At 60.8% G+C, this 17,757-nt stretch carries 20 protein-coding genes; 17 read left to right on the plus strand and 3 right to left on the minus strand.

The window, feature by feature from the left end; all coding sequences use genetic code 11:
* Window positions 1-82 precede the first annotated feature (82 nt).
* Together QKW60_RS09480 and QKW60_RS09485 are read right to left on the minus strand one after the other, a co-directional pair.
* On the minus strand, window positions 83-307 hold the full coding sequence (locus tag QKW60_RS09480; protein ID WP_282368285.1) for a hypothetical protein: 225 nt from the start codon (window positions 305-307) through the stop codon (window positions 83-85).
* Between the two features lie 343 nt (window positions 308-650).
* Window positions 651-1,310, minus strand: a complete 660-nt coding sequence (locus tag QKW60_RS09485) for a GntR family transcriptional regulator (RefSeq protein ID WP_282368288.1) — start codon at window positions 1,308-1,310, stop codon at window positions 651-653.
* A gap of 135 nt (window positions 1,311-1,445) precedes the next feature.
* Here QKW60_RS09485 and QKW60_RS09490 point away from each other — a divergent pair, with 135 nt between their 5' ends.
* The 14 genes from QKW60_RS09490 to QKW60_RS09555 all read left to right on the plus strand — a co-directional run bounded on the left by QKW60_RS09490 (window position 1,446) and on the right by QKW60_RS09555 (window position 14,299).
* Window positions 1,446-2,351 (plus strand): dihydrodipicolinate synthase family protein, encoded by a 906-nt coding sequence (locus QKW60_RS09490; RefSeq protein WP_282368290.1) that lies wholly within the window; start codon window positions 1,446-1,448, stop codon window positions 2,349-2,351.
* 30 nt (window positions 2,352-2,381) lie between these two features.
* The gene (locus QKW60_RS09495; RefSeq protein ID WP_282368293.1) at window positions 2,382-3,671 is read left to right on the plus strand and encodes an NAD(P)/FAD-dependent oxidoreductase; all 1,290 of its coding nucleotides are present in this window, start codon (window positions 2,382-2,384) and stop codon (window positions 3,669-3,671) included.
* Window positions 3,668-4,669 (plus strand): 4-hydroxyproline epimerase, encoded by a 1,002-nt coding sequence (locus QKW60_RS09500; RefSeq protein WP_282368295.1) that lies wholly within the window; start codon window positions 3,668-3,670, stop codon window positions 4,667-4,669. Before QKW60_RS09495 ends, QKW60_RS09500 begins: the two co-directional genes overlap by 4 nt.
* Window positions 4,670-4,686: 17 nt before the next feature.
* Window positions 4,687-6,363, plus strand: a complete 1,677-nt coding sequence (gene lhpI, locus QKW60_RS09505) for a cis-3-hydroxy-L-proline dehydratase (RefSeq protein WP_282368296.1) — start codon at window positions 4,687-4,689, stop codon at window positions 6,361-6,363.
* A gap of 10 nt (window positions 6,364-6,373) precedes the next feature.
* Window positions 6,374-7,405: a trans-3-hydroxy-L-proline dehydratase gene (locus tag QKW60_RS09510; RefSeq protein WP_282368297.1), complete on the plus strand. Its 1,032-nt coding sequence runs from the start codon at window positions 6,374-6,376 to the stop codon at window positions 7,403-7,405.
* A 1,028-nt stretch (window positions 7,406-8,433) separates the two neighbouring features.
* A complete protein-coding gene (locus QKW60_RS09515) occupies window positions 8,434-9,633 on the plus strand; it encodes a tyrosine-type recombinase/integrase (protein ID WP_282368298.1) in 1,200 nt (399 codons plus the stop codon).
* A gap of 56 nt (window positions 9,634-9,689) precedes the next feature.
* Entirely contained in the window at window positions 9,690-10,184 is a 495-nt protein-coding gene (locus QKW60_RS09520; RefSeq protein ID WP_282368300.1) for a hypothetical protein, read from the plus strand.
* A 99-nt stretch (window positions 10,185-10,283) separates the two neighbouring features.
* Window positions 10,284-10,475, plus strand: a complete 192-nt coding sequence (locus QKW60_RS09525; RefSeq protein ID WP_336619161.1) for a helix-turn-helix transcriptional regulator — start codon at window positions 10,284-10,286, stop codon at window positions 10,473-10,475.
* Between the two features lie 98 nt (window positions 10,476-10,573).
* On the plus strand, window positions 10,574-10,888 hold the full coding sequence (locus tag QKW60_RS09530; protein WP_282368304.1) for a winged helix domain-containing protein: 315 nt from the start codon (window positions 10,574-10,576) through the stop codon (window positions 10,886-10,888).
* Window positions 10,888-11,103: a transcriptional coactivator p15/PC4 family protein gene (locus QKW60_RS09535; RefSeq protein ID WP_282368306.1), complete on the plus strand. Its 216-nt coding sequence runs from the start codon at window positions 10,888-10,890 to the stop codon at window positions 11,101-11,103. Before QKW60_RS09530 ends, QKW60_RS09535 begins: the two co-directional genes overlap by 1 nt.
* Window positions 11,104-11,194: 91 nt before the next feature.
* Entirely contained in the window at window positions 11,195-11,473 is a 279-nt protein-coding gene (locus tag QKW60_RS09540; protein ID WP_282368308.1) for a hypothetical protein, read from the plus strand.
* Entirely contained in the window at window positions 11,470-12,357 is an 888-nt protein-coding gene (locus QKW60_RS09545) for a hypothetical protein (RefSeq protein ID WP_282368309.1), read from the plus strand. The genes QKW60_RS09540 and QKW60_RS09545 overlap by 4 nt, the downstream gene beginning before the upstream one ends.
* 2 nt (window positions 12,358-12,359) lie before the next feature.
* On the plus strand, window positions 12,360-13,031 hold the full coding sequence (locus tag QKW60_RS09550; protein WP_282368311.1) for a hypothetical protein: 672 nt from the start codon (window positions 12,360-12,362) through the stop codon (window positions 13,029-13,031).
* 1,145 nt (window positions 13,032-14,176) lie between these two features.
* A complete protein-coding gene (locus QKW60_RS09555; RefSeq protein ID WP_282368313.1) occupies window positions 14,177-14,299 on the plus strand; it encodes a hypothetical protein in 123 nt (40 codons plus the stop codon).
* 76 nt (window positions 14,300-14,375) lie between these two features.
* Here the strand turns inward: QKW60_RS09555 and QKW60_RS09560 are convergent, their stop codons facing one another.
* Window positions 14,376-14,648 (minus strand): hypothetical protein, encoded by a 273-nt coding sequence (locus QKW60_RS09560; RefSeq protein WP_282368315.1) that lies wholly within the window; start codon window positions 14,646-14,648, stop codon window positions 14,376-14,378.
* A gap of 301 nt (window positions 14,649-14,949) precedes the next feature.
* On the opposite strand from QKW60_RS09560, the gene QKW60_RS09565 reads away from it, so the two are divergent.
* The 3 genes from QKW60_RS09565 (at window position 14,950) to QKW60_RS09575 (ending at window position 17,726) form a co-directional block, all read left to right on the plus strand.
* Window positions 14,950-15,303 carry a M48 family metalloprotease gene (locus tag QKW60_RS09565; protein WP_282368316.1) on the plus strand — a complete coding sequence of 118 codons (354 nt, stop codon included), beginning with the start codon at window positions 14,950-14,952 and terminating at the stop codon, window positions 15,301-15,303.
* Between the two features lie 360 nt (window positions 15,304-15,663).
* Window positions 15,664-16,164, plus strand: a complete 501-nt coding sequence (locus tag QKW60_RS09570; protein WP_282368318.1) for a thermonuclease family protein — start codon at window positions 15,664-15,666, stop codon at window positions 16,162-16,164.
* Between the two features lie 92 nt (window positions 16,165-16,256).
* Window positions 16,257-17,726, plus strand: a complete 1,470-nt coding sequence (locus tag QKW60_RS09575; protein WP_282368320.1) for a S1 family peptidase — start codon at window positions 16,257-16,259, stop codon at window positions 17,724-17,726.
* Window positions 17,727-17,757: the final 31 nt, after the last annotated feature.

Here is a 17,757-nt window from a genome sequence, read left to right on the forward strand (position 1 = left end):
TCTCGTGAACCGGATGTGATTGAACGGAACGCAAAAAAAAGGGCGCCCGCAAATGCGGACGCCCTATCGCGCGTGAGTGGTGTCAGTTCAGGATCGCGCGGATTTGGCCGCCGTGATTGTCGTTGTCGCTGGCGAGGATGTTTTCAATCGCGTTAACCTGAGCGGAGGTCAGGTTTTCGAAATCGCCGTTCGGCACGATGCGTTCGGCCTGGGCGCGGGCCGGGCCGGTCAGGTCGGCATGCGTCGTCATTGCCATTGCGGAACCGGCGGAAAGCACGAGCGCGGCGGTAAGAAGAAGGTGTTTCATGGTCTGTCCTTTCAGTGTCTGGTCATATGTTGGCCGGGGGCGGCCTTGTGACACCAAGATGGGCGCGGCGACCGACAAGTTGAAATCACAACCGGATCGCGAAACCTCACGCAGAGTTTTTCAGTTGTTGGCTTGAATGCCGAGTGGTGGTTCCCTGGGTCTGAATATCCGAAAAAACAGTGCGCTTCCGCTGCTCAATCCGTGTGCCGCATCGGGAAAATGCTTCACGGTTGCGTGGGTGCACCGACGGGCGCGCATCAGTCGCGGTTGCCGCAGGGGCAGTGTGCGAGGCCGCACGATCCACTGAAAGCTTGCCGGTCAACCGCTCTGCGTCTTCGCCCGTCTAACGCTTCCGCAGGTTGTCCAAGAGGTTGGTCTTCGCGCCCAGAATATGCAGCCGCGTCAATTCTGCCGCACGGGTCGCATCGCGGCGCTCGCAGGCCGCGAGGATCGCCTCATGTTCCCTGTTTGCGCGGGCCAGACCGTTCGACAAGGCAAGCTGCGCGCGCAGATAGCGATCCACGCGGTCCAAGGTCTTCTCGATGACTCCGAGGTGGTAGAATAGGCCGCTGTCGCGATACAGGATCGTGTGGAACTTGCGGTTCTGGTCACCCCAGTCCATCGGCGTCGCCCCTTCGGAAAAGGCGGTGAGGTAAGACCGCGCCAGTTCCAGCGTCTCGTCCGACATGCGCGGTACGGCGGCCTCGATCACATGCCCCTCCACCAGCGCGCGGAAATCCCAGATCTCGGCGGCCTCATCCGGCGATATCCCCGCCACCACCGCGCCCTTGTAGCGCTGGGTGACCACCAGCCCCTGCTGTTCCAGCATGGTGATCGCCTCGCGCACCGGGATGCGCGAGGTATTGAACATCTTCGCGATCTCGTCCTGTCGCAGCGGCGCGCCATCGGCCAGCTGCCCCTCGATGATCGCCTTTTTCAGCGCCTCATAGATGATAGTGGCCGCCGAGGCGGTCTGGGCGATATTGATGCTGTCGATCTGCATGGGCTCTCCCATAACCGGGCTTTCGGAGATTGGATACAATTTCGTGCTTGCATATTGTATCCAATATTCGATATCCAAGTCACGAAGATTCTTCCGGCCCCGATGCCGGCCCCCATCCGAGGAAAGGATACGCTCATGTGGAGTGGAATGATGCCCGCCGTGACGACGAAGTTCACGGCTGACGGCGCGCTGGACCGTGCCGAGATGGAGCGCTGCTTCGGCCTTCAGATCGACGCGGGCAATGCGGGCCTGATCACCTGCGGCACTTTGGGCGAGGGCAATATGCTGTCGCCCGACGAACGGCTGGAAGTGCTGAAGATCGCCAAGTCTGTGACCGGCAGTAAGCCCGCCCTTCTGACCGTGTCCGAGGCAGGCACCCGCGAGGCCTGCGATCTGGCCGCGCGTGCGGCGAAGGCGGGCGCGGACGGCATCATGGTCGTGCCCTCGCCGATCTACCACACCAACCGGGCCGAGACGATCGCCAACCTCAACGCCATCGCCAATGCCGGTGGCGTGCCGGTGATGATCTATTCGAACCGCGTCGGCTACCGCGTCGATGTCACGCCCGAGATGATGGTGGAGCTGGCCGAAAACCCGCTGATGGTGGCGATCAAGGAAAGCAGTGACGACATCCGCCGCTGCACCGAGATCTTCAACACCGTCGGCACCCGGTTCAAGGTCCTGACCGGGGTCGACAACCTTGGCCTTGAGGCGATCCTGATGGGCTGCGACGGCTGGGTTTCGGGCGTCTCCATCGCCTTCCCGAAGGAAAATCAGGCGATCTATGACCTCGCCAAAGCGAGCCGGATCGAAGAGGCGCGCGAGATTTACCGCTGGTTCCGCCCGCTTCTCGACCTCGATGTCTCCACCTTCCTCGTCCAGCAGATCAAGCTGGCCGAAGCCCTGGCCATCGGCTCCACCGAACATGTCCGCGCGCCCCGGATGCCGTTGACCGGCGATCACCGTGCGCGTGTAGAGGCGCTTGTAAAAGAGCGTATCGCCTGCCGCCCCGATCTGGGTAAATTCGTCAGGGCTGCCTGATGCCCTGACCCTTTAGGAGACTGGCCCGAATTGACCGCGACCACCACCGCCTCTGCCGACCAAACCTCCCAGACCGATCTGGTCGTAATCGGCGCGGGCGTGATCGGGCTCTCCGTTGCTCATGCTGCGCTCTCTCGCGGCATGAGCGTTCTGGTCATCGACCGCACTGGCCCCGCCGCCGGGGCGTCGGCGGGAAATGCCGGGGCGTTCGCGTTTTCCGAAATTCACCCGCTCGCCTCGCCCGACACGCTGATGGCCTCGCCGAAATGGCTGCTTGATCCCCTGGGTCCACTATCGCTTCCGCTTCGCTACGCGCCGATGATGGTTCCCTGGATGCTGCGCTTCGCAAAGGCGAGCCTGCCGGGCCGGGTGGCCGCCTCGACGCGCGCGCAGGCTGCACTGATGGCGCATGCGAAGAAGGCGCTGGAACCCGCGATGGCGCTGACCGGCACGTCCGACATGCTGCGCAAGACCGGCCAGATGCAGGTCTTCGAATCTGCACGTGCCTTTGACGCCGCCCGCAAAGATTGCGATAAGGCCACGCATTACGGCTACAATTTCCGCCCGCTCGTCGGGGCGGATGCGATTGCCGAGGTTCAGCCCGGACTGTCGCCACGCTTCACCCATGCCATCGCGACCGAGGATTGGTGGGCCATCGCCGATCCGAAGCTCTACACGCTGGCACTTGCAGAGGCGCTGACCGGGAAGGGCGGCAGGATCGGCATCGCCGAGGCTCGCGCACTGTCGGCCAATGCGGACGGCGTGACGATCCACGTCGCCGATGGCTCGGTGCTCGCCGCCCGCCAGGCCGTCGTTGCCGCAGGTGCCCATTCCCACCGCCTAGCCGGAAGTCTCGGCGACCGCATCCCCTTGGAGACCGAGCGCGGCTACAACACCACCCTGCCGCCCGGCGCCTTCGACCTTCGCCGCCACATCACCTTCTCCGAGCACGGCTTTGTCGCAGCGCCCCTTTCGACCGGCATCCGGATCGGCGGTGCGGTGGAACTCGGCGGGCTTGACCTGCCGCCGAACTACGCGCGCTCAAAGGCGATGCTGAAGAAGGCCGAGGGTTTCCTGCCCGGGCTGAAGATAGAGGGCGGCACCGAATGGATGGGTTTCCGCCCGTCGCTGCCCGACACGCTGCCTGCCATCGGCCGGGCCACCCGCGCACCGAACGTCATCTATGCCTTCGGCCATGGCCATCTGGGCCTCACGCAATCGGCCGGCACGGCTGATCTTGTGGCAAGCCTCCTGACCGGTGCAACGCCGGCCATCGACCTCACCCCGTTCGCGCCGAACCGTTTCAAGGGCCTTCTATGACCAGCCACACCTTCCTCTGCATCGACGGCCATACTTGCGGCAACCCGGTCCGCCTCGTCGCTGGCGGCGCGCCGCAATTGCAGGGCAAGACCATGCTCGAACGCCGCGCGCATTTCCTGGCCGAATATGACTGGATCCGCACCGGGCTGATGTATGAGCCGCGCGGCCACGACCAGATGTCGGGGTCCATCCTCTATCCGCCGACGCGGGAGGATTGCGATGTGGGCGTCCTCTTTATCGAGACCTCCGGCTGCCTGCCTATGTGCGGCCACGGGACTATCGGCACCGTGACGACCGCCATCGAAAACGGCCTCGTCACGCCGAAAACCCCCGGCATCCTCCGGCTCGATACTCCCGCCGGGCTGGTCATCGCCGAATACCGGCAGGAGGGGCGCTTTGTCGAAGAGGTGCGCCTGACCAACGTCCCCGCCTTCCTCCATTCCGAGGGGCTGACCGCCGAGGTGGACGGCCTCGGCGAGATCACGGTGGACGTCGCCTATGGCGGCAACTTCTATGCCATCGTCGAGCCGCAGAAGAACTTTCGCGACATCGAAGACCACCGCGCAATCGACCTCGTCGGCTGGAGCCCGAAGCTCCGCAAGGCGCTCAATCAAAAATACAGCTTCACCCATCCCGAAAAGCCCGAGATCAAAGGCCTGTCCCATATCCTCTGGACCGGCGCGCCGAAACATGCCGAGGCCACCGCCCGCAACGCCGTCTTCTACGGCGACAAGGCCATCGACCGCTCGCCCTGTGGCACCGGCACCTCGGCCCGCATGGCGCATTGGGCGGCGAAGGGGCGGCTGACGGATGGCGAGGATTTCGTCCACGAAAGCATCATCGGTTCGCTTTTCAGAGGCAGGATCGAAGGCCGGACCAAGGTCGGCGACACCGACGCCATCATCCCCTCCATCGCCGGATGGGCGCGGGTCACCGGCCTGAACACGATTTTCATCGACGAGCGCGACCCCTTCGCCCATGGTTTCGTCGTGACCTGAGACGCAAGGAGCCCCCAATGGCCCGACGCATCACCGCCGGTTTGGCCGAAGGGCCGGTCCTCGCGCTCACCGAGGGCCTAAGCTTCTGGGGCGGCGTCGATCCCGCGACGGGCCACCTGATCGACGCGCATCACCCCGACTGCGGGGCCGATCTGGCGGGCAGGATCGTGATGATGCCGACCAGCCGCGGCTCCTGCACCGGCAGCGGCGTCCTTCTCGAACTCGCGCTGAACGGTCACGCCCCCGCCGCGCTGATCTTCCGCGAGGCCGAGGATGTGCTGACCCTTGGCGCGCTGATTGCGGGAACCCTCTTTGACCGGCCCCTGCCAGTCCTGCGGTTCGACCCCGGCGATTACGCCGCCCTCACCGCCGAACCATCGGCCCGCATCACCGAAGACCGGCTGCGGGCCGGTTCGCTGTCCCTTCCGCTCAGCCCCCTCGCGACCGACCGAATGCAGCTCACCGAAACCGACCGCGCCATGCTGGCGGGGGCGGAGGGTCGCGCGGTTGAGATCGCGATGCAGATCCTGATCACCATGGCCGCCGCACAGGGCGCGACGGCGCTCACCGATGTCACCCGCGCCCATATCGACGGCTGCATCTATGCCAGCCCCGCCAACCTGACCTTCGCACGGAAGATGGCCGATATGGGGGCAAGGGTCCACATCCCGACCACGACCAATGCCATCTCGGTCGATCACGCGAACTGGCGGCAGCAGGGCGTGGCGGACAGCTTCGGCAGCCCGGCGGCCGCTTTAGCCGACGCCTATACCGAGATGGGGGCAAAACCGACCTTCACCTGTGCGCCCTACCTGCTCGACGACGCGCCAGCGACCGGCGAGCCTATCGGCTGGTCGGAATCCAACGCCGTGATCTATGCCAATTCGGTGCTTGGCGCGCGGACGGTGAAGCACCCGGATTTCCTCGACCTCTGCATCGCACTGACCGGGCGGGCGCCCTTGTCGGGCGTCTATCTCGACGCTGACCGCGCCCCGCGCCGGATCATCCATGTCGATCTGCCCGAGGGCCATGACGATGCGCTCTGGCCGATGCTCGGTTACCTTGCGGGCAGGCTGGCCCCCGACCGCATCCCTCTCCTGACTGGGCTTGAAACCTCGAAGCCCGGCGAAGACGATCTCAAGGCACTCTGCGCCGCTTTCGGCACCTCGTCGGCAGCCCCCATGCTGCATGTGGCCGGGGTCACGCCCGAGGCGCATCTGCCCCCAACGCCGGATGCCGACACGGTCCATATCACCCGTGCCGATCTGGCGCAGACATGGGCGCAGTTCAATTCCGGTCCGGCAGAGATTGACCTCGTCGCTTTCGGCTCCCCGCATATCTCGGCGGCGGAATGCCGGTCGCTGGCGGACCTGCTGGACGGCAACCGCGTTCTTTCCGGCACCACCGCCATCGTTACCGCAGGCCGCGACACGCTGAAGGCCCTCGGCAAGGACGGCACGCTCGACCGGCTGCAAGCGGTTGGTGTCCGCATCATCCCCGATCTCTGCTGGTGCTCAATCTCCGAACCCGTCTTTCCGCCCGCCACCCGCACGCTGATGACCAATTCCGGCAAATACGCCCATTACGCCCCGGCCCTGTCCGGCCGCGCCGTGCGTTTCGGCAGCCTCGCCGACTGCGCGACCGCAGCGATCACCGGCAAGGCCCCCGCGACCCCGCCCGACTGGCTGACCTGAAGGACGATCCATGCGCACGACCAAGACCATCCATGTCATCTCTGCCCATGCCGAGGGCGAGGTGGGCGATGTCATCGTCGGCGGCGTGACGCCCCCGCCCGGCGACACGCTCTGGGACCAGCGGAGGTTCATCGCCGAGGACGGTGCGCTTCGCGCCTTTATGCTGAACGAACCGAGGGGCGGGGTCTTCCGTCATGTGAACATTCTGGTGCCTCCGAAGCACCCCGACGCCAAGATGGGTTTCATCATCATGGAGCCCGAGGACACGCCACCCATGTCCGGCTCGAACTCGATCTGCGTGGCGACTGTGCTGCTGGATGCGGGCATCCTGCCGATGGTGGAGCCGGTGACCGAACTGGTGCTGGAGGCCCCCGGCGGCCTCGTCCGGGTCCGCGCCGAGTGCCGGGATGGCAAGGCAGAGCGGATCACTGTGCAGAACCTGCCCTCTTTCGCCGACCGGCTGGATGCGGCGCTGGAGGTCGAAGGCATCGGCACGCTGAAGGTCGACACCGCCTTTGGCGGCGACAGCTTTGTGATCGTCGAGGCCGAGGCACTGGGCCTGCAGGTCTCACCCGACGAGGCGCGCGACATCGCCCGGCTGGGGACGAAGATCACCAATGCCGCGAATGCCAAGCTTGGCTTTGCCCATCCCGAACAGCCCGACTGGGATCATATCTCCTTCTGCCTCTTCGCCGGACCGCTGGAGCAGACCGGCGACGGCTTCGCAGCCCGCTCCGCCGTCGCGATCCAGCCGGGCAAGGTTGACCGTTCACCCACCGGCACGGGCGTTTCGGCCCGGATGGCGGTGCTGCATGCGAAAGGCGTGATGGCAGAGGGACAGACTCTCACCGCCCGCTCGATCATCGACAGCACCTTCACCGGCCGAATCGCCGGTCGGGCGGAGGTCGCAGGCCGTCCCGCGATCATCCCGGAGATATCCGGGCGCGGCTGGATCACCGGTATCCACCAGCACATGCTCGACCCCTCTGATCCATGGCCGGGCGGCTATCGCCTGTCGGATACATGGGGTGCGGGGGACTGAAGCGCGCGCCGCAAAATTCTGACGCGTGACCTGGCGGAGGACGCACAGCCATGCCGTGCGGATCGCCGGAGGCTACACCTGTAGCCACCTGCAGTTGCGACGCCAAAGCGGATGGAATCGACAGGGGCGCAGCTCTCCGGAAATCTCTGCCGAAGGACACTGTTCCACTCAGGATAATCGCGCTGTGAACCTTTCGCAGATGGGGGGAGGATTGCGCGGACCACCTGAGGGCGGAAGTTTGCCCGCCCCTGCGACTCACGTGTCGATGGCATTAGCGACCGACGAATCCTGACCTTTGACGGGCGTAGGCATGGCCTGCAAATGACGCGATTTTGGCAGTTTGAGCATGTTTCGGAGACGAACGCTACGTCATGCAGAGCCTTTGTTTCCAAATTCGAGAAGGGACATATCTCGATAGATAAGTTCCCCGATCGAGGGAAACAGGCGATACTGATCCACAGGTGTTAAGCGTTGTTAGCGAGTGTCCGATTGTCAGTGCGTACGAGTGTTTTTCCAGATCTGGTGCCGCCCGAAAGTGTAGATCGGGCGGCACCGGTTCATGTAGCGCCAGCTCAGGCTGGCTCGATTTCCATCCACCAGGCAGCGTTCGCTCTTGGCATGTTCGTCGGCCTCGTTCTGTTGCGGGTCGCGGTCTAAATCGCAAGCACTTCCGGTAGAATGACGGACTGCGTGACTGCCGGATCTTTCCATCCGTTAACCGCAGTCAAGCCTTTTAGCCAATAACCTGAGCGCCGCACGCCCGTTACGAGCCGGTTGCGCTTCATGATGGGCTGAGTGGGACACCTGAAATCATCGCAGTGATTTCTTGGTCTTTTCATCTGCTTAGAATGTGAGAATTGGTGGAGCCAAGGTCTACCAAGGTCAACTAGCAAGCTGTCGCATGGCGTCGCTTGTAACCAACTGACATTAGGTATTCTTCAATTTCCTCCGTTGCAAGACGTTGCAACGCACCGCATACAATCGTATGATTTTCGGCGGAAAAAACGGCTGAAAAAATCGGTGGAAAAGTGAAGCTCAGCGCCAGGAAGGTTGAAGCCCTAAAGCTCCCGGGCCGATATGGTGATGGCAACGGGTTGTATCTCTACGTCGCGCCCGGCGGCACGAAGTCATGGGTGCTGCGCGCGACGGTAAAGGGGCGCATGACCGGCGAAGGTAGCCCATACCGGGTTGAAATTGGCCTCGGGTCAACGTCGCTTGTTTCGCTGGCCGAAGCGAGAGAGGCAGCATTGCCGCTCCGGAAGATGGCGAGGCAGGGCGTGAACCCCCTCGATGAAAAGCGGCGCGAAATGCTGACCTTCAAAGAGGCTGCGGAGCGTGTGCACAAGCAGCTTCTGCCGACATGGCGGAACAAGAAGCACGCGGACACGTGGTTGTCGTCGGTGGAGACCTACGCCTATCCGACGTTTGGCAATCGTTTTCTTGAAACCATCGGCACCGCCGACGTTCTGAACGTACTGTCGCCGATCTGGACTGAGAAACACGAAACGGCAAAGCGCCTGAAGCAACGGCTATCGACCATCTTCGATTGGGCCAAGGGCGCTGGGCACTATCCGAACGAAAACCCGGTCAATGGGCTCAAGAAGGCTCTGCCGGTGGTCAAGCGCCGGGCCGAGCATCTGCCCGCGCTGGCATGGCAGGTGGTTCCCACCTTCATGGCCGACTTGCGCGAACGTGAAGGCGTCTCGGCGCGAACGCTGGAATTCATCATCCTGACGGCTGCGCGGTCAGGGGAGGCGCGCGGCGCGCGTTGGGCTGAAATCGATCTCGTTGAACGGGTTTGGACCGTGCCCGGCGAGCGGATGAAGCGCGGCCTGCCGCACCGCGTCCCGCTTTCGCCAGAGGCCATGGCGGTGCTTGAGGCAATGCAAGGCCTTGATCCTGATTTGGTGTTCCCCGGCCCCAAACGCGACCGGAAGGGGAACGCACAGGAACAATCCGTCATGGTGTTCAAGGCGCTCCTTATGCGGATGAAGCGCGATGACATCACCGTACATGGCTTCCGTTCAACGTTCCGCGACTGGTGCAGCGAAAGCGCCCATGCCGAAAGGGAAGTCGCTGAGGCCGCGCTATCACACGCGACCGGCAACGAGGTCGAACGCGCCTATGCCCGGTCTGACTTGTTCAAGCGGCGGCGTACACTGATGGAAACCTGGGGACGCTACGCGACCGGCAAGGCCGGGGACGTGGTGCAGATGGTGCGGGGATGAGATTAGAGACTGATGAAACTAAGTTCTTGCGTTCTCTTGGAGCGCGAATGCGGCAAATGGCCGATGAGGTCGCGACGGGCTCCCAGCCTGAGAGCTACGCGGCGTTTGAGCTTCTCGCAGCAATATTCTCCGCCAGGGAGATAGATCCCGCGAAACTGCGCGCAGTTTTCCCGGTAAAAGCATGGCGCGAGGAGACAGTTGAAGTGCCGGTTGGCTTGCTCCGACCGATTGTTTTGGGATGGCTAAATTACATTGAGCCCAGCAATGCGCTGTCCTTAGGTCAGTCAATGCAGATCGAGGGTGACAAGCAGGGTGTCAGCCCGACGCGGAATTTGCAGGCCACTAAAGACCGGGACCGGCGGCTAGCAAAACAAGTCGTTCTGGATATCGTTCAGACGAAGCTTCAGGGAAGCACGCTCAGCATTGACGCGGCCTGCGTATCGCTTGCGCAACGCGAGAAAGTTTCGCTTCGGGTCGTAGAAAGGGCATACAAAAAATTCGGACCGTACATGCGCAAGAAGCTTCAAGAACTGGGATACGCCGCTGATTAAGCACTTGGGCCAAAAGCTCGCGAGGTTTTGGCCTAAGCAATTGATTTACAATGAAATAATTTGAGACATCATGCAGTCATCCGAAACGGAGGACTGCAAATGGCAACGACCTACTCCCCTGTGACCGTGGTGGCCGAACGGCTCCATTGTCACTCGGCGACGGTTTGGCGCAAAGCCAAGACCGAGCGTGACTTCCCGAAACCAATTCGCATCGGCGGCATGACGCGGTGGAGCGACGCGGAGATTGACGCGTATCTCGCCAAGGCCGAAGCCGCCCGTGAGGCCGCATAAGAAACCCCCGCCGGACGAACCGGACGGGGGCTATTCCGTGTGGCGATACGCAAGGAATACCGCATCCGGCCCCGGCTTTCAATGACCGAGGTAACAAGATGCAGACTGACACCAAGAAATGGGGCAACGCCAAATACGCCGTCATCGCCCCAGACGGAACCGAAAACATCATCATGGTTAATGGCAGGGAGCGCTGGGCGCTGGAATGCCTTATTGCCGCCGGTGAGATAGGTTGTACCCCGATTGACCATCCCGGGCCTCGTTGGAGTGCATACACCCACGACATCCGGGGCATGGGCGTTGAGATTGAGACGGTTCACGAACCTCATGGCGGCGACTGGCCGGGAACACATGCACGCTATGTTCTTCGCAGCCGGGTTCGCCGTGTCGAAGCGGATCGGGAGGCGGCGTGATGCACATTGCCACCATCCCGAAAAACGCCCGCGAAGAATTCCGCGTCGAGGTCCAGGACTACAAGGGGCATAGGCTCCTGAACATTCGGGTCTGGTTCGATGACGGCTCGGGCGAATACAGCCCCGGCAAGCAGGGCATCGCCTTGCGTCTTGATCTGTTGTCCGACCTCTGCGCGGCCCTTGAGAAAGCCGCCGAACTGGAGGGCGCGGCATGAACCAGCTTCGCATCCTCCATCTTCGCAGGCTCGGCTTTGACTCCGCACAGGCCACTTGGCTCGCCCCCATCGTCTATGGGGAGGGCAGCGAATGACGGCCCCACTCGAACATCGCGAGACTGCTGACAGCTACCACGGCGAGGTATTTCGCCGTGGTGGTTACCGCGTCATCGCCTGTCGTGACCACATTCAGTGGATCCTGCAGAAGCGAAGGACTTCTCAGGAAAGCTGTGCTGGAGCGCGCTGGAAGGCCGTCGGGTACTTCCAGACCCGAAACGCGCTGGCCCGGGTGTGGCACAGCAAAACCGGGGGTCACGCGCCGAAAATCGCCGCTCTGCCCGAGCAGATCACGCGGAGGGCAACGATATGAGCGGCAAAACCTTCGCGCAGATCAACTGCGGCCTTCTGAAATCGCAGAAGATGCGCGGCCTCAGCCATGCCGAGAAATGGGCGTATCTCTGCGTCCATCTCACGCCCTTCGCCAGCTTCTCCGGCGTGTTTCACTACCCGAACGTCATGTGGGCGCACGATGCCTGCCTGACACCAGACGAATTCGAGACCGCCCGTACCCGGCTGGCAGAGGTGGGGCTTATCGAATTCGACGACGCCGAGGAAATGGTTCGGATCGTCGGCTTCCATCGTCAACGTCCTCCCGAAAACGCCTCGCGCTGTATTTCGCTGGTTGGCGACTTTCAGGACGCGTTGGGCAATACTAATGGCGACGCGAGCATGTTCTTGCGCGCCGTAGCCGAGTTTTCCGTGGCCGCCCTTCAGAGGGCGCAGGGATGGAAACCCGACAGCCCCGAACGCGGCAAGCTTCGTGACGTCCTTGGCCCGTTCCTGAAATCGACCTTCCAGGACATGGGCGACGACTTCCTCGAAGCTCTCACGGACGAGATTGCCGCCACCAGCAAAGCTGTCAGGGCTGAAATGGCTTCGATCCTGCCCGTTCTTTCAACCTCCTCCAAGGACACCGTGTCGGCACCGTGCCGGGACCGTGTGGGCACACGAGACGTAGACGAGACGAGACTTAGACAAGACGGATACGAAGACAAAGACGAAGAAAAAGACGAGACGGCGCGATTTTTCGGCACGCTTGACGACGATGCTTGGTCGCGAGCCGAACCGTCGAAATTGCAGAGAAAGGAAGCGAACGGAACCGGAGCACCCAAGGTGGGGCCGCTTCCGAGCACGCTTAGGTCGCGCCTTGCGACAGAGAGCTTGGGCACAAACACAAACGGAAAAGGAAACTGAAAATGGCAGGCAATGAACTCATTGGCATGACGCCGGAATCCGGTCGCGCGAACGGTTGCGCCGATGGGGCTGTTTGGAAGCGACTTTGCCGGAGGTGCACGATGACTGGATCGGAACTGGAGGAGACGCGCGATGAAATTACCGGCGCTTCCGCTGCGCGGCAGAAGCCCTCAGAAGCGCCGAACATCTCGGTGGAGATGGAAGACGGAGTCGCACGTGTGCATATCGGTGAAACAAGCTCGGAGGCAAATGTCGAGGCGCTCATGAAGGCGCTTGGCACGGAAGATACGAAAATTCTGGACGGATTTCTAAGCCAAATCGGCAATGCCGTCTCGATGCAATGCGTGAATGAGCAGCAGATGCAGTTCGCAATCGCGTTTGTAAAAAGCGTCGAGCCGGAAAACGAAATGGAGATGCTTTTGGCAACCCAAATGGCTGCGGCGCACATTTGTTCAATGGAAGCGTCCCGACTCTACATGAACGGTTCGACTCTGCCAGGACGGGACAGCGCCGAGCGAGCCGCGAACAAGTTCATGCGGACGTTCGCGGCGCAAATCGATGCTCTCAAGCGATTCCGTCATGGCGGCCAGCAGAAAGTGACGGTGGAACACGTCACGGTCAACGAAGGTGGTCAGGCCATAGTTGGCCCCGTCAAGCATGGGGGGAGGGGGTGACATGAGAAAAAGCGGCGATAACCCCATGGCCAGCGCGCAAGCTGCACCTCGATGCCATGCGAAATCCAAGAGGACCGGAAAGCGGTGCGGCGCACCGGCGGTGAATGGGTGGAAGGTTTGTCGCAATCACGGTGCTGGAGGCGGTGCGCCGTCCGGCCCGGCTCACGGCATGTGGAAGCACGGAGGACGGTCCAAGGCCGCGATTGCGATGCGTAGGCTGGCCGCTGAACTAGGGCGAGAAGCCCGCAGAATTGCGGGGCTGGCGCGATGACATATGTCGATGAAGCATCCGCCGGACTGGATATCTTCGTAGAAGAGTACGAGGCGGTGCCGTCGATACTGTTTCTGGAAGACTAAGCGCATTGCAAGAGCAGCTGATTGCAGTGCGCAGCCGGTCAACGGATTGGAAGGGAACGCGCGCCTCCTCGATGGCCCTGGCCGTGTATTGGCGTTCGCATGAGTACGAGCGGCGCATCGGAATGTCGTTAACCATGATGCCACTGCCGGACGGAATGGCGGAGTAGTTGCGCAGTCGGTTGTGCCTGAAGACTGGCTGCCGCTTTAGATCACGACCCGCAAGAGTACGACACCTACGAGCATGCCGAAGGCAAATGCAATCTGGTGGATGGAAACCGAACCAACCTGAGTTGAATTCAGGTGGACCGGTGCCGCCCGATCAACACTTTTGGGCGACACCAGATCAGGAAAAACACTCGTACTTACTTGCAACCAGACACTCGTTAACAACGCGTAACATCTGTGAATCATTATCCACTTTTTCCCTCAATCGAGGAACTTATCCATCGAGATATGTCCCTTCTTGAATGTGGAAACAAAGCTGTTTCGTTACGTGAGGTTTGTTTCCATAGCGTGGACAAACCGCCAAAATCGGGTCATTTGTTTGCCACAACTTGACCGGTCGAAGGTCAGGATTCGCACCCGTTAAGTGTGGGTATCGAACGAGTCGAGGGTTGTGTGTGCCTTCACTGCGTCAATGATGTTCCCGCAGCGGCGATGTGGGCTCATCCTAAGTTAACATGAACGAACCGCTACGGAGCCATCACCAGTCGTTCATGCGATGTTTGTAATGCTGCAACTACGCACCCATGGCTATCCGAGTCGCGACGCCTCGCCAGGAGAACATTATGAGTATTATCAGAAAGCTGATGGAGGCCGTCTCCATCGCACGAGACAAACGCAAGGCAGAGCGACTTCGCAAGCATTTGGACTGGAGCCACCACACTATTGGTGTTGCAAAGCCAAAGTAGGTTGACGGCGTAGCTCGCTCTAATACGTGGGCGCAAAATCGATAACGCTATTGCCCGCACGACCCCGGAGAACCGGCTAAGCTCGTTTAATTCGAACTCCATCACGGCGCGCTCTGTCGATGATTGCTTCTATGCGCGCTGACCGCACCTCTGAAAAAACTATAAATATGCCGAGAGCCAACAGAATGATAATCGTCATACTGGCTTCTGGGAACGTCGCGGATTTGAAAAACCAGAGCGCCAGCAGCCCCGCCATGATGCCGACGAGACTTTGAGTTCTTTCGCGCTCAAGTGCCCGGATTTGGTCATTGTAGCCAACGGGGTCGTCTTCGGTTTCGATCTCTGCCATCTCACTTTTCCTTGAATGACACGCCCTCGCCTAACGACACATATCCGTCGCTAAGGAATTGAATGCCCTGCGCTTCCAGCGCCAATCTGACGTGCTGCACAGTCGAGGCCTTTCCCTCGCCCCTGTCCAGCTTGTTGAGCGTGTTTCGATGTAAGCCTGGCCGCGACATACGCATTGCCGCCCGCGTTCGTCGCCCCGGCTATGCCAACCGCTATCCTTACGACTTCACAATCCGCTCACGGGCCGGGTCAGGCGCGTTGACCGAACTGGCGAAGATTGTGAACGGGGAGGGTGACTCCTCTTGGGTGCCATTGCGGCGTACGGCAACGCTTCCGCCGCGTCAGCTGGGCAGTACTACGACCCGAACAACGTTTCTCGTAGCATGGAGCTAGGCGCTGCAGTCGGCCAAGTTGCCTTTTCGCAGACCTACGAACTTGAGAGCGACATGCTCGGCACTCACATCGCCCATTATGCAGGATACGACCCGGTCAAGGGCGCACAATACTTTGCGCGCGACGAGGCGGCGCGGTCGAAGGGCGGCAAGTTGAGTTTCTGGGGAACGCATCCTGCCGACGAAAAACGCGTGGCGGTAGTTCTGGCCACGATGGAAAAGATCAAGGCCCAGCAAGCGCTCACCCGTAAGACCGGTCAATAAGATTTTGGGGCGGTCGGGGTTGGCATGTCCGGCTCCGACTCTTCTGAATTCGGGTGTCCGCTCTTGGCCGCGCGAATTGTACTTCCGTATTCGACATTATCCTGTGATGCTGGTTGTACTGTAGGGTGATTTGCAGAGAAAAAATAAGTGAAGGGAAAGACTTATGAAAAACGCACTGACAATTGTGTCGTTTGCGCTAGCGTTCGCTGCGCAGCCCGCTCTTGCTGCAACTCAGGTGTTATTTGACAATGAAGCGACCTTTGAACACAGCGGCGGCTGCCGCAAGGATTCCCCGGCAGGACAGTGCTGCCACGCAGGCTCGAAGCCCTATCATTGTCACTGAGCTTAGGAACCGGGAGGATGTCAGCGAGTAGCGTGCCTTCTTTCCGGCGCGTGATATTTTCGGGTGCGGCCGTTGTATGGGTCGCGCTCGCACCTCCAGTCCGCGCCGAAACCATCTCCGGCATCGCCTCTGTCATCGACGGCGATACCATCGAGATTCACGGCCAGCGCATCCGCCTGCACGCCATCGACGCTATCGAAAGCCGCCAGCGGTGCTACCGTCCCGAAGGCAAGGTGTGGAATTGCGGTAAGGATGCTTCCTTTGCGCTTGCGGACCGGATCGGCCTTACGCCGGTGTTCTGCAATGTTCGCGACATTGACCGGTACGGGCGGCTTGTGGCTGTGTGCAGCCAAGACGGCGAGGACTTGAACGCTTGGATGGTCGCCAACGGCTGGGCAGTGGCCTATCGTCGGTATGGCCGGGACTACGTGAAACAAGAGGACCGTGCGCGGCGGACCGGGCTGGGCATTTGGGCGAGCGAATTCATGATGCCATGGGATTGGCGCAGGCAGCGATAGAAACGCAGTGTACCAAACCCTCTGGTTTGGCTACTCACAACGTTCCGCCTGTGTCAAATGTTGGAGGCGCTATGTTTAGGAAACCAAGAGGTTTGAGCGTAAACAAAACGCTGCAATGGATAGTTGCACTCTGCTTAGTCCTCACCGGTTCATTCACCGCGACGGCACGCGCCTACACCGAATCCGAGTTGCGCGACGAATTCGATGCGCGTCGCCTCACTGAAGCCGAGGTGCGATTTCTCCAGACCGCTCTCGCATTCGAAAACAGCTACACCGGAATTATTGACGGTTATTGGGGAACTGGTAGTCAGCGATCAATCGAGCGTTACGCGGAGAAGACAGAAATCGTCGGGCCGGTCCCGAACTGGTTACCGGCGCTCCTAGCCGGTGCTGCGGCAGAAATGATGCATTCGGAAGGTTGGACCGAAACCTACTTAGACGCACTCGACATGTCATTGCTGATTCCGTCTGGGCATCTCAGAAAGGGACAGGAATCCGAAGTTTTTCTGAATTGGAACCACGAAAATAGCTCTCTTGGCTACTCCCTGACACGGGGTGACGCCGATCAAGTATCTCGCCTGCACGAATACACATTTCAGGCAGCCATAGCGGGTACCGCGCCCTATACCGTTCGGAAAGACGGGTATTGGGTGACTAGCGCCAAGACCCCAAACAGCCTCACGCTGTACACCCGATCCGATTTTCGGGCAGGACGTTGGTCAACTATCATGCTTTCCACGAGCCAAGCCGATAGCGGAATCATGGCTGCAGTAAGTGGCAGCATTCGGCGAGGCCGTGCGCCTGACATCTATTTGCCCATTGGACTTCTTTCGACCGGTTACGCCACGCTAAACGCCGTATTGGATCGTGAGCAGGCAACGCAGCGCGCCGAACCTCCCCCGGCCGATGCTGCACCCAACGCCTCATTGGATACACCTAAGAATGCGGAGCGGCGCAAAGGCTCTGGAACGGGATTCATCGTCTCGCATATGGGTCACGTCCTAACTAACGCACATGTAGTCCAAGACTGCGGGGCAATTTCAATCGAAGGTGCGCCCGTGACCGTGATCCAATCGGACGCAAGCATTGATCTGGCGCTGCTTTTTGGCTCCACATTTTCTGGCCAACCGGTAGCGGAGTTTTCTTCAAATCCAGCCATGCTGAATTCTGACGTTACGGTCGTTGGGTATCCGCTCGCAGGTCTGCTCGGTGGGCTGAATGTAACTCGCGGATCGTTGACCAGCCTCAAGGGAGTTGGGGGCGACGGGAACACGATGCAGATCTCAGCACCCGTGCAGCCTGGGAACTCCGGTGGACCAGTCCTCAATGCGGAGGGAAAGGTTGTCGGCGTGGTGGTTTCAAAATTGGATGCCATGCTCGTCAATGAATCAATCGGCGACATTCCTCAGAACGTGAACTTCGCCATTCGCGGCGAAATCGCCAAGCTTTTCATGGCACAGAACAACGTAGCGCCGGTAACCAGCGCACGTGCGCAGCGGTTAGAACCCGAGGAGCTTGCTCAGGTGGCGTCAAAGTTCACGAAGTTTGTGGAATGTCAGTGAATCAGGCTACAGTGAATGGGTGAGCGAGTTA

The sequence above is a fragment of the Albidovulum aestuarii genome, from assembly GCF_029961185.1.
Classification (GTDB): domain Bacteria; phylum Pseudomonadota; class Alphaproteobacteria; order Rhodobacterales; family Rhodobacteraceae; genus Albidovulum; species Albidovulum aestuarii.

Coding starts and splice junctions, on each gene's coding strand:
- QKW60_RS09525 (WP_336619161.1), top strand. CDS start 10,284: ATGGCAACGACCTACTCCCCTGTGACCGTGGTGGCCGAACGGCTCCAT.
- QKW60_RS09485 (WP_282368288.1), bottom strand. CDS start 1,310: ATGCAGATCGACAGCATCAATATCGCCCAGACCGCCTCGGCGGCCACT.
- QKW60_RS09570 (WP_282368318.1), top strand. CDS start 15,664: ATGTCAGCGAGTAGCGTGCCTTCTTTCCGGCGCGTGATATTTTCGGGT.
- QKW60_RS09530 (WP_282368304.1), top strand. CDS start 10,574: ATGCAGACTGACACCAAGAAATGGGGCAACGCCAAATACGCCGTCATC.
- QKW60_RS09545 (WP_282368309.1), top strand. CDS start 11,470: ATGAGCGGCAAAACCTTCGCGCAGATCAACTGCGGCCTTCTGAAATCG.
- QKW60_RS09510 (WP_282368297.1), top strand. CDS start 6,374: ATGCGCACGACCAAGACCATCCATGTCATCTCTGCCCATGCCGAGGGC.
- QKW60_RS09520 (WP_282368300.1), top strand. CDS start 9,690: ATGGCCGATGAGGTCGCGACGGGCTCCCAGCCTGAGAGCTACGCGGCG.
- QKW60_RS09480 (WP_282368285.1), bottom strand. CDS start 307: ATGAAACACCTTCTTCTTACCGCCGCGCTCGTGCTTTCCGCCGGTTCC.
- QKW60_RS09490 (WP_282368290.1), top strand. CDS start 1,446: ATGTGGAGTGGAATGATGCCCGCCGTGACGACGAAGTTCACGGCTGAC.
- QKW60_RS09535 (WP_282368306.1), top strand. CDS start 10,888: ATGCACATTGCCACCATCCCGAAAAACGCCCGCGAAGAATTCCGCGTC.
- QKW60_RS09540 (WP_282368308.1), top strand. CDS start 11,195: ATGACGGCCCCACTCGAACATCGCGAGACTGCTGACAGCTACCACGGC.
- QKW60_RS09550 (WP_282368311.1), top strand. CDS start 12,360: ATGGCAGGCAATGAACTCATTGGCATGACGCCGGAATCCGGTCGCGCG.
- lhpI (WP_282368296.1), top strand. CDS start 4,687: ATGGCCCGACGCATCACCGCCGGTTTGGCCGAAGGGCCGGTCCTCGCG.
- QKW60_RS09560 (WP_282368315.1), bottom strand. CDS start 14,648: ATGGCAGAGATCGAAACCGAAGACGACCCCGTTGGCTACAATGACCAA.
- QKW60_RS09555 (WP_282368313.1), top strand. CDS start 14,177: ATGAGTATTATCAGAAAGCTGATGGAGGCCGTCTCCATCGCACGAGAC.
- QKW60_RS09500 (WP_282368295.1), top strand. CDS start 3,668: ATGACCAGCCACACCTTCCTCTGCATCGACGGCCATACTTGCGGCAAC.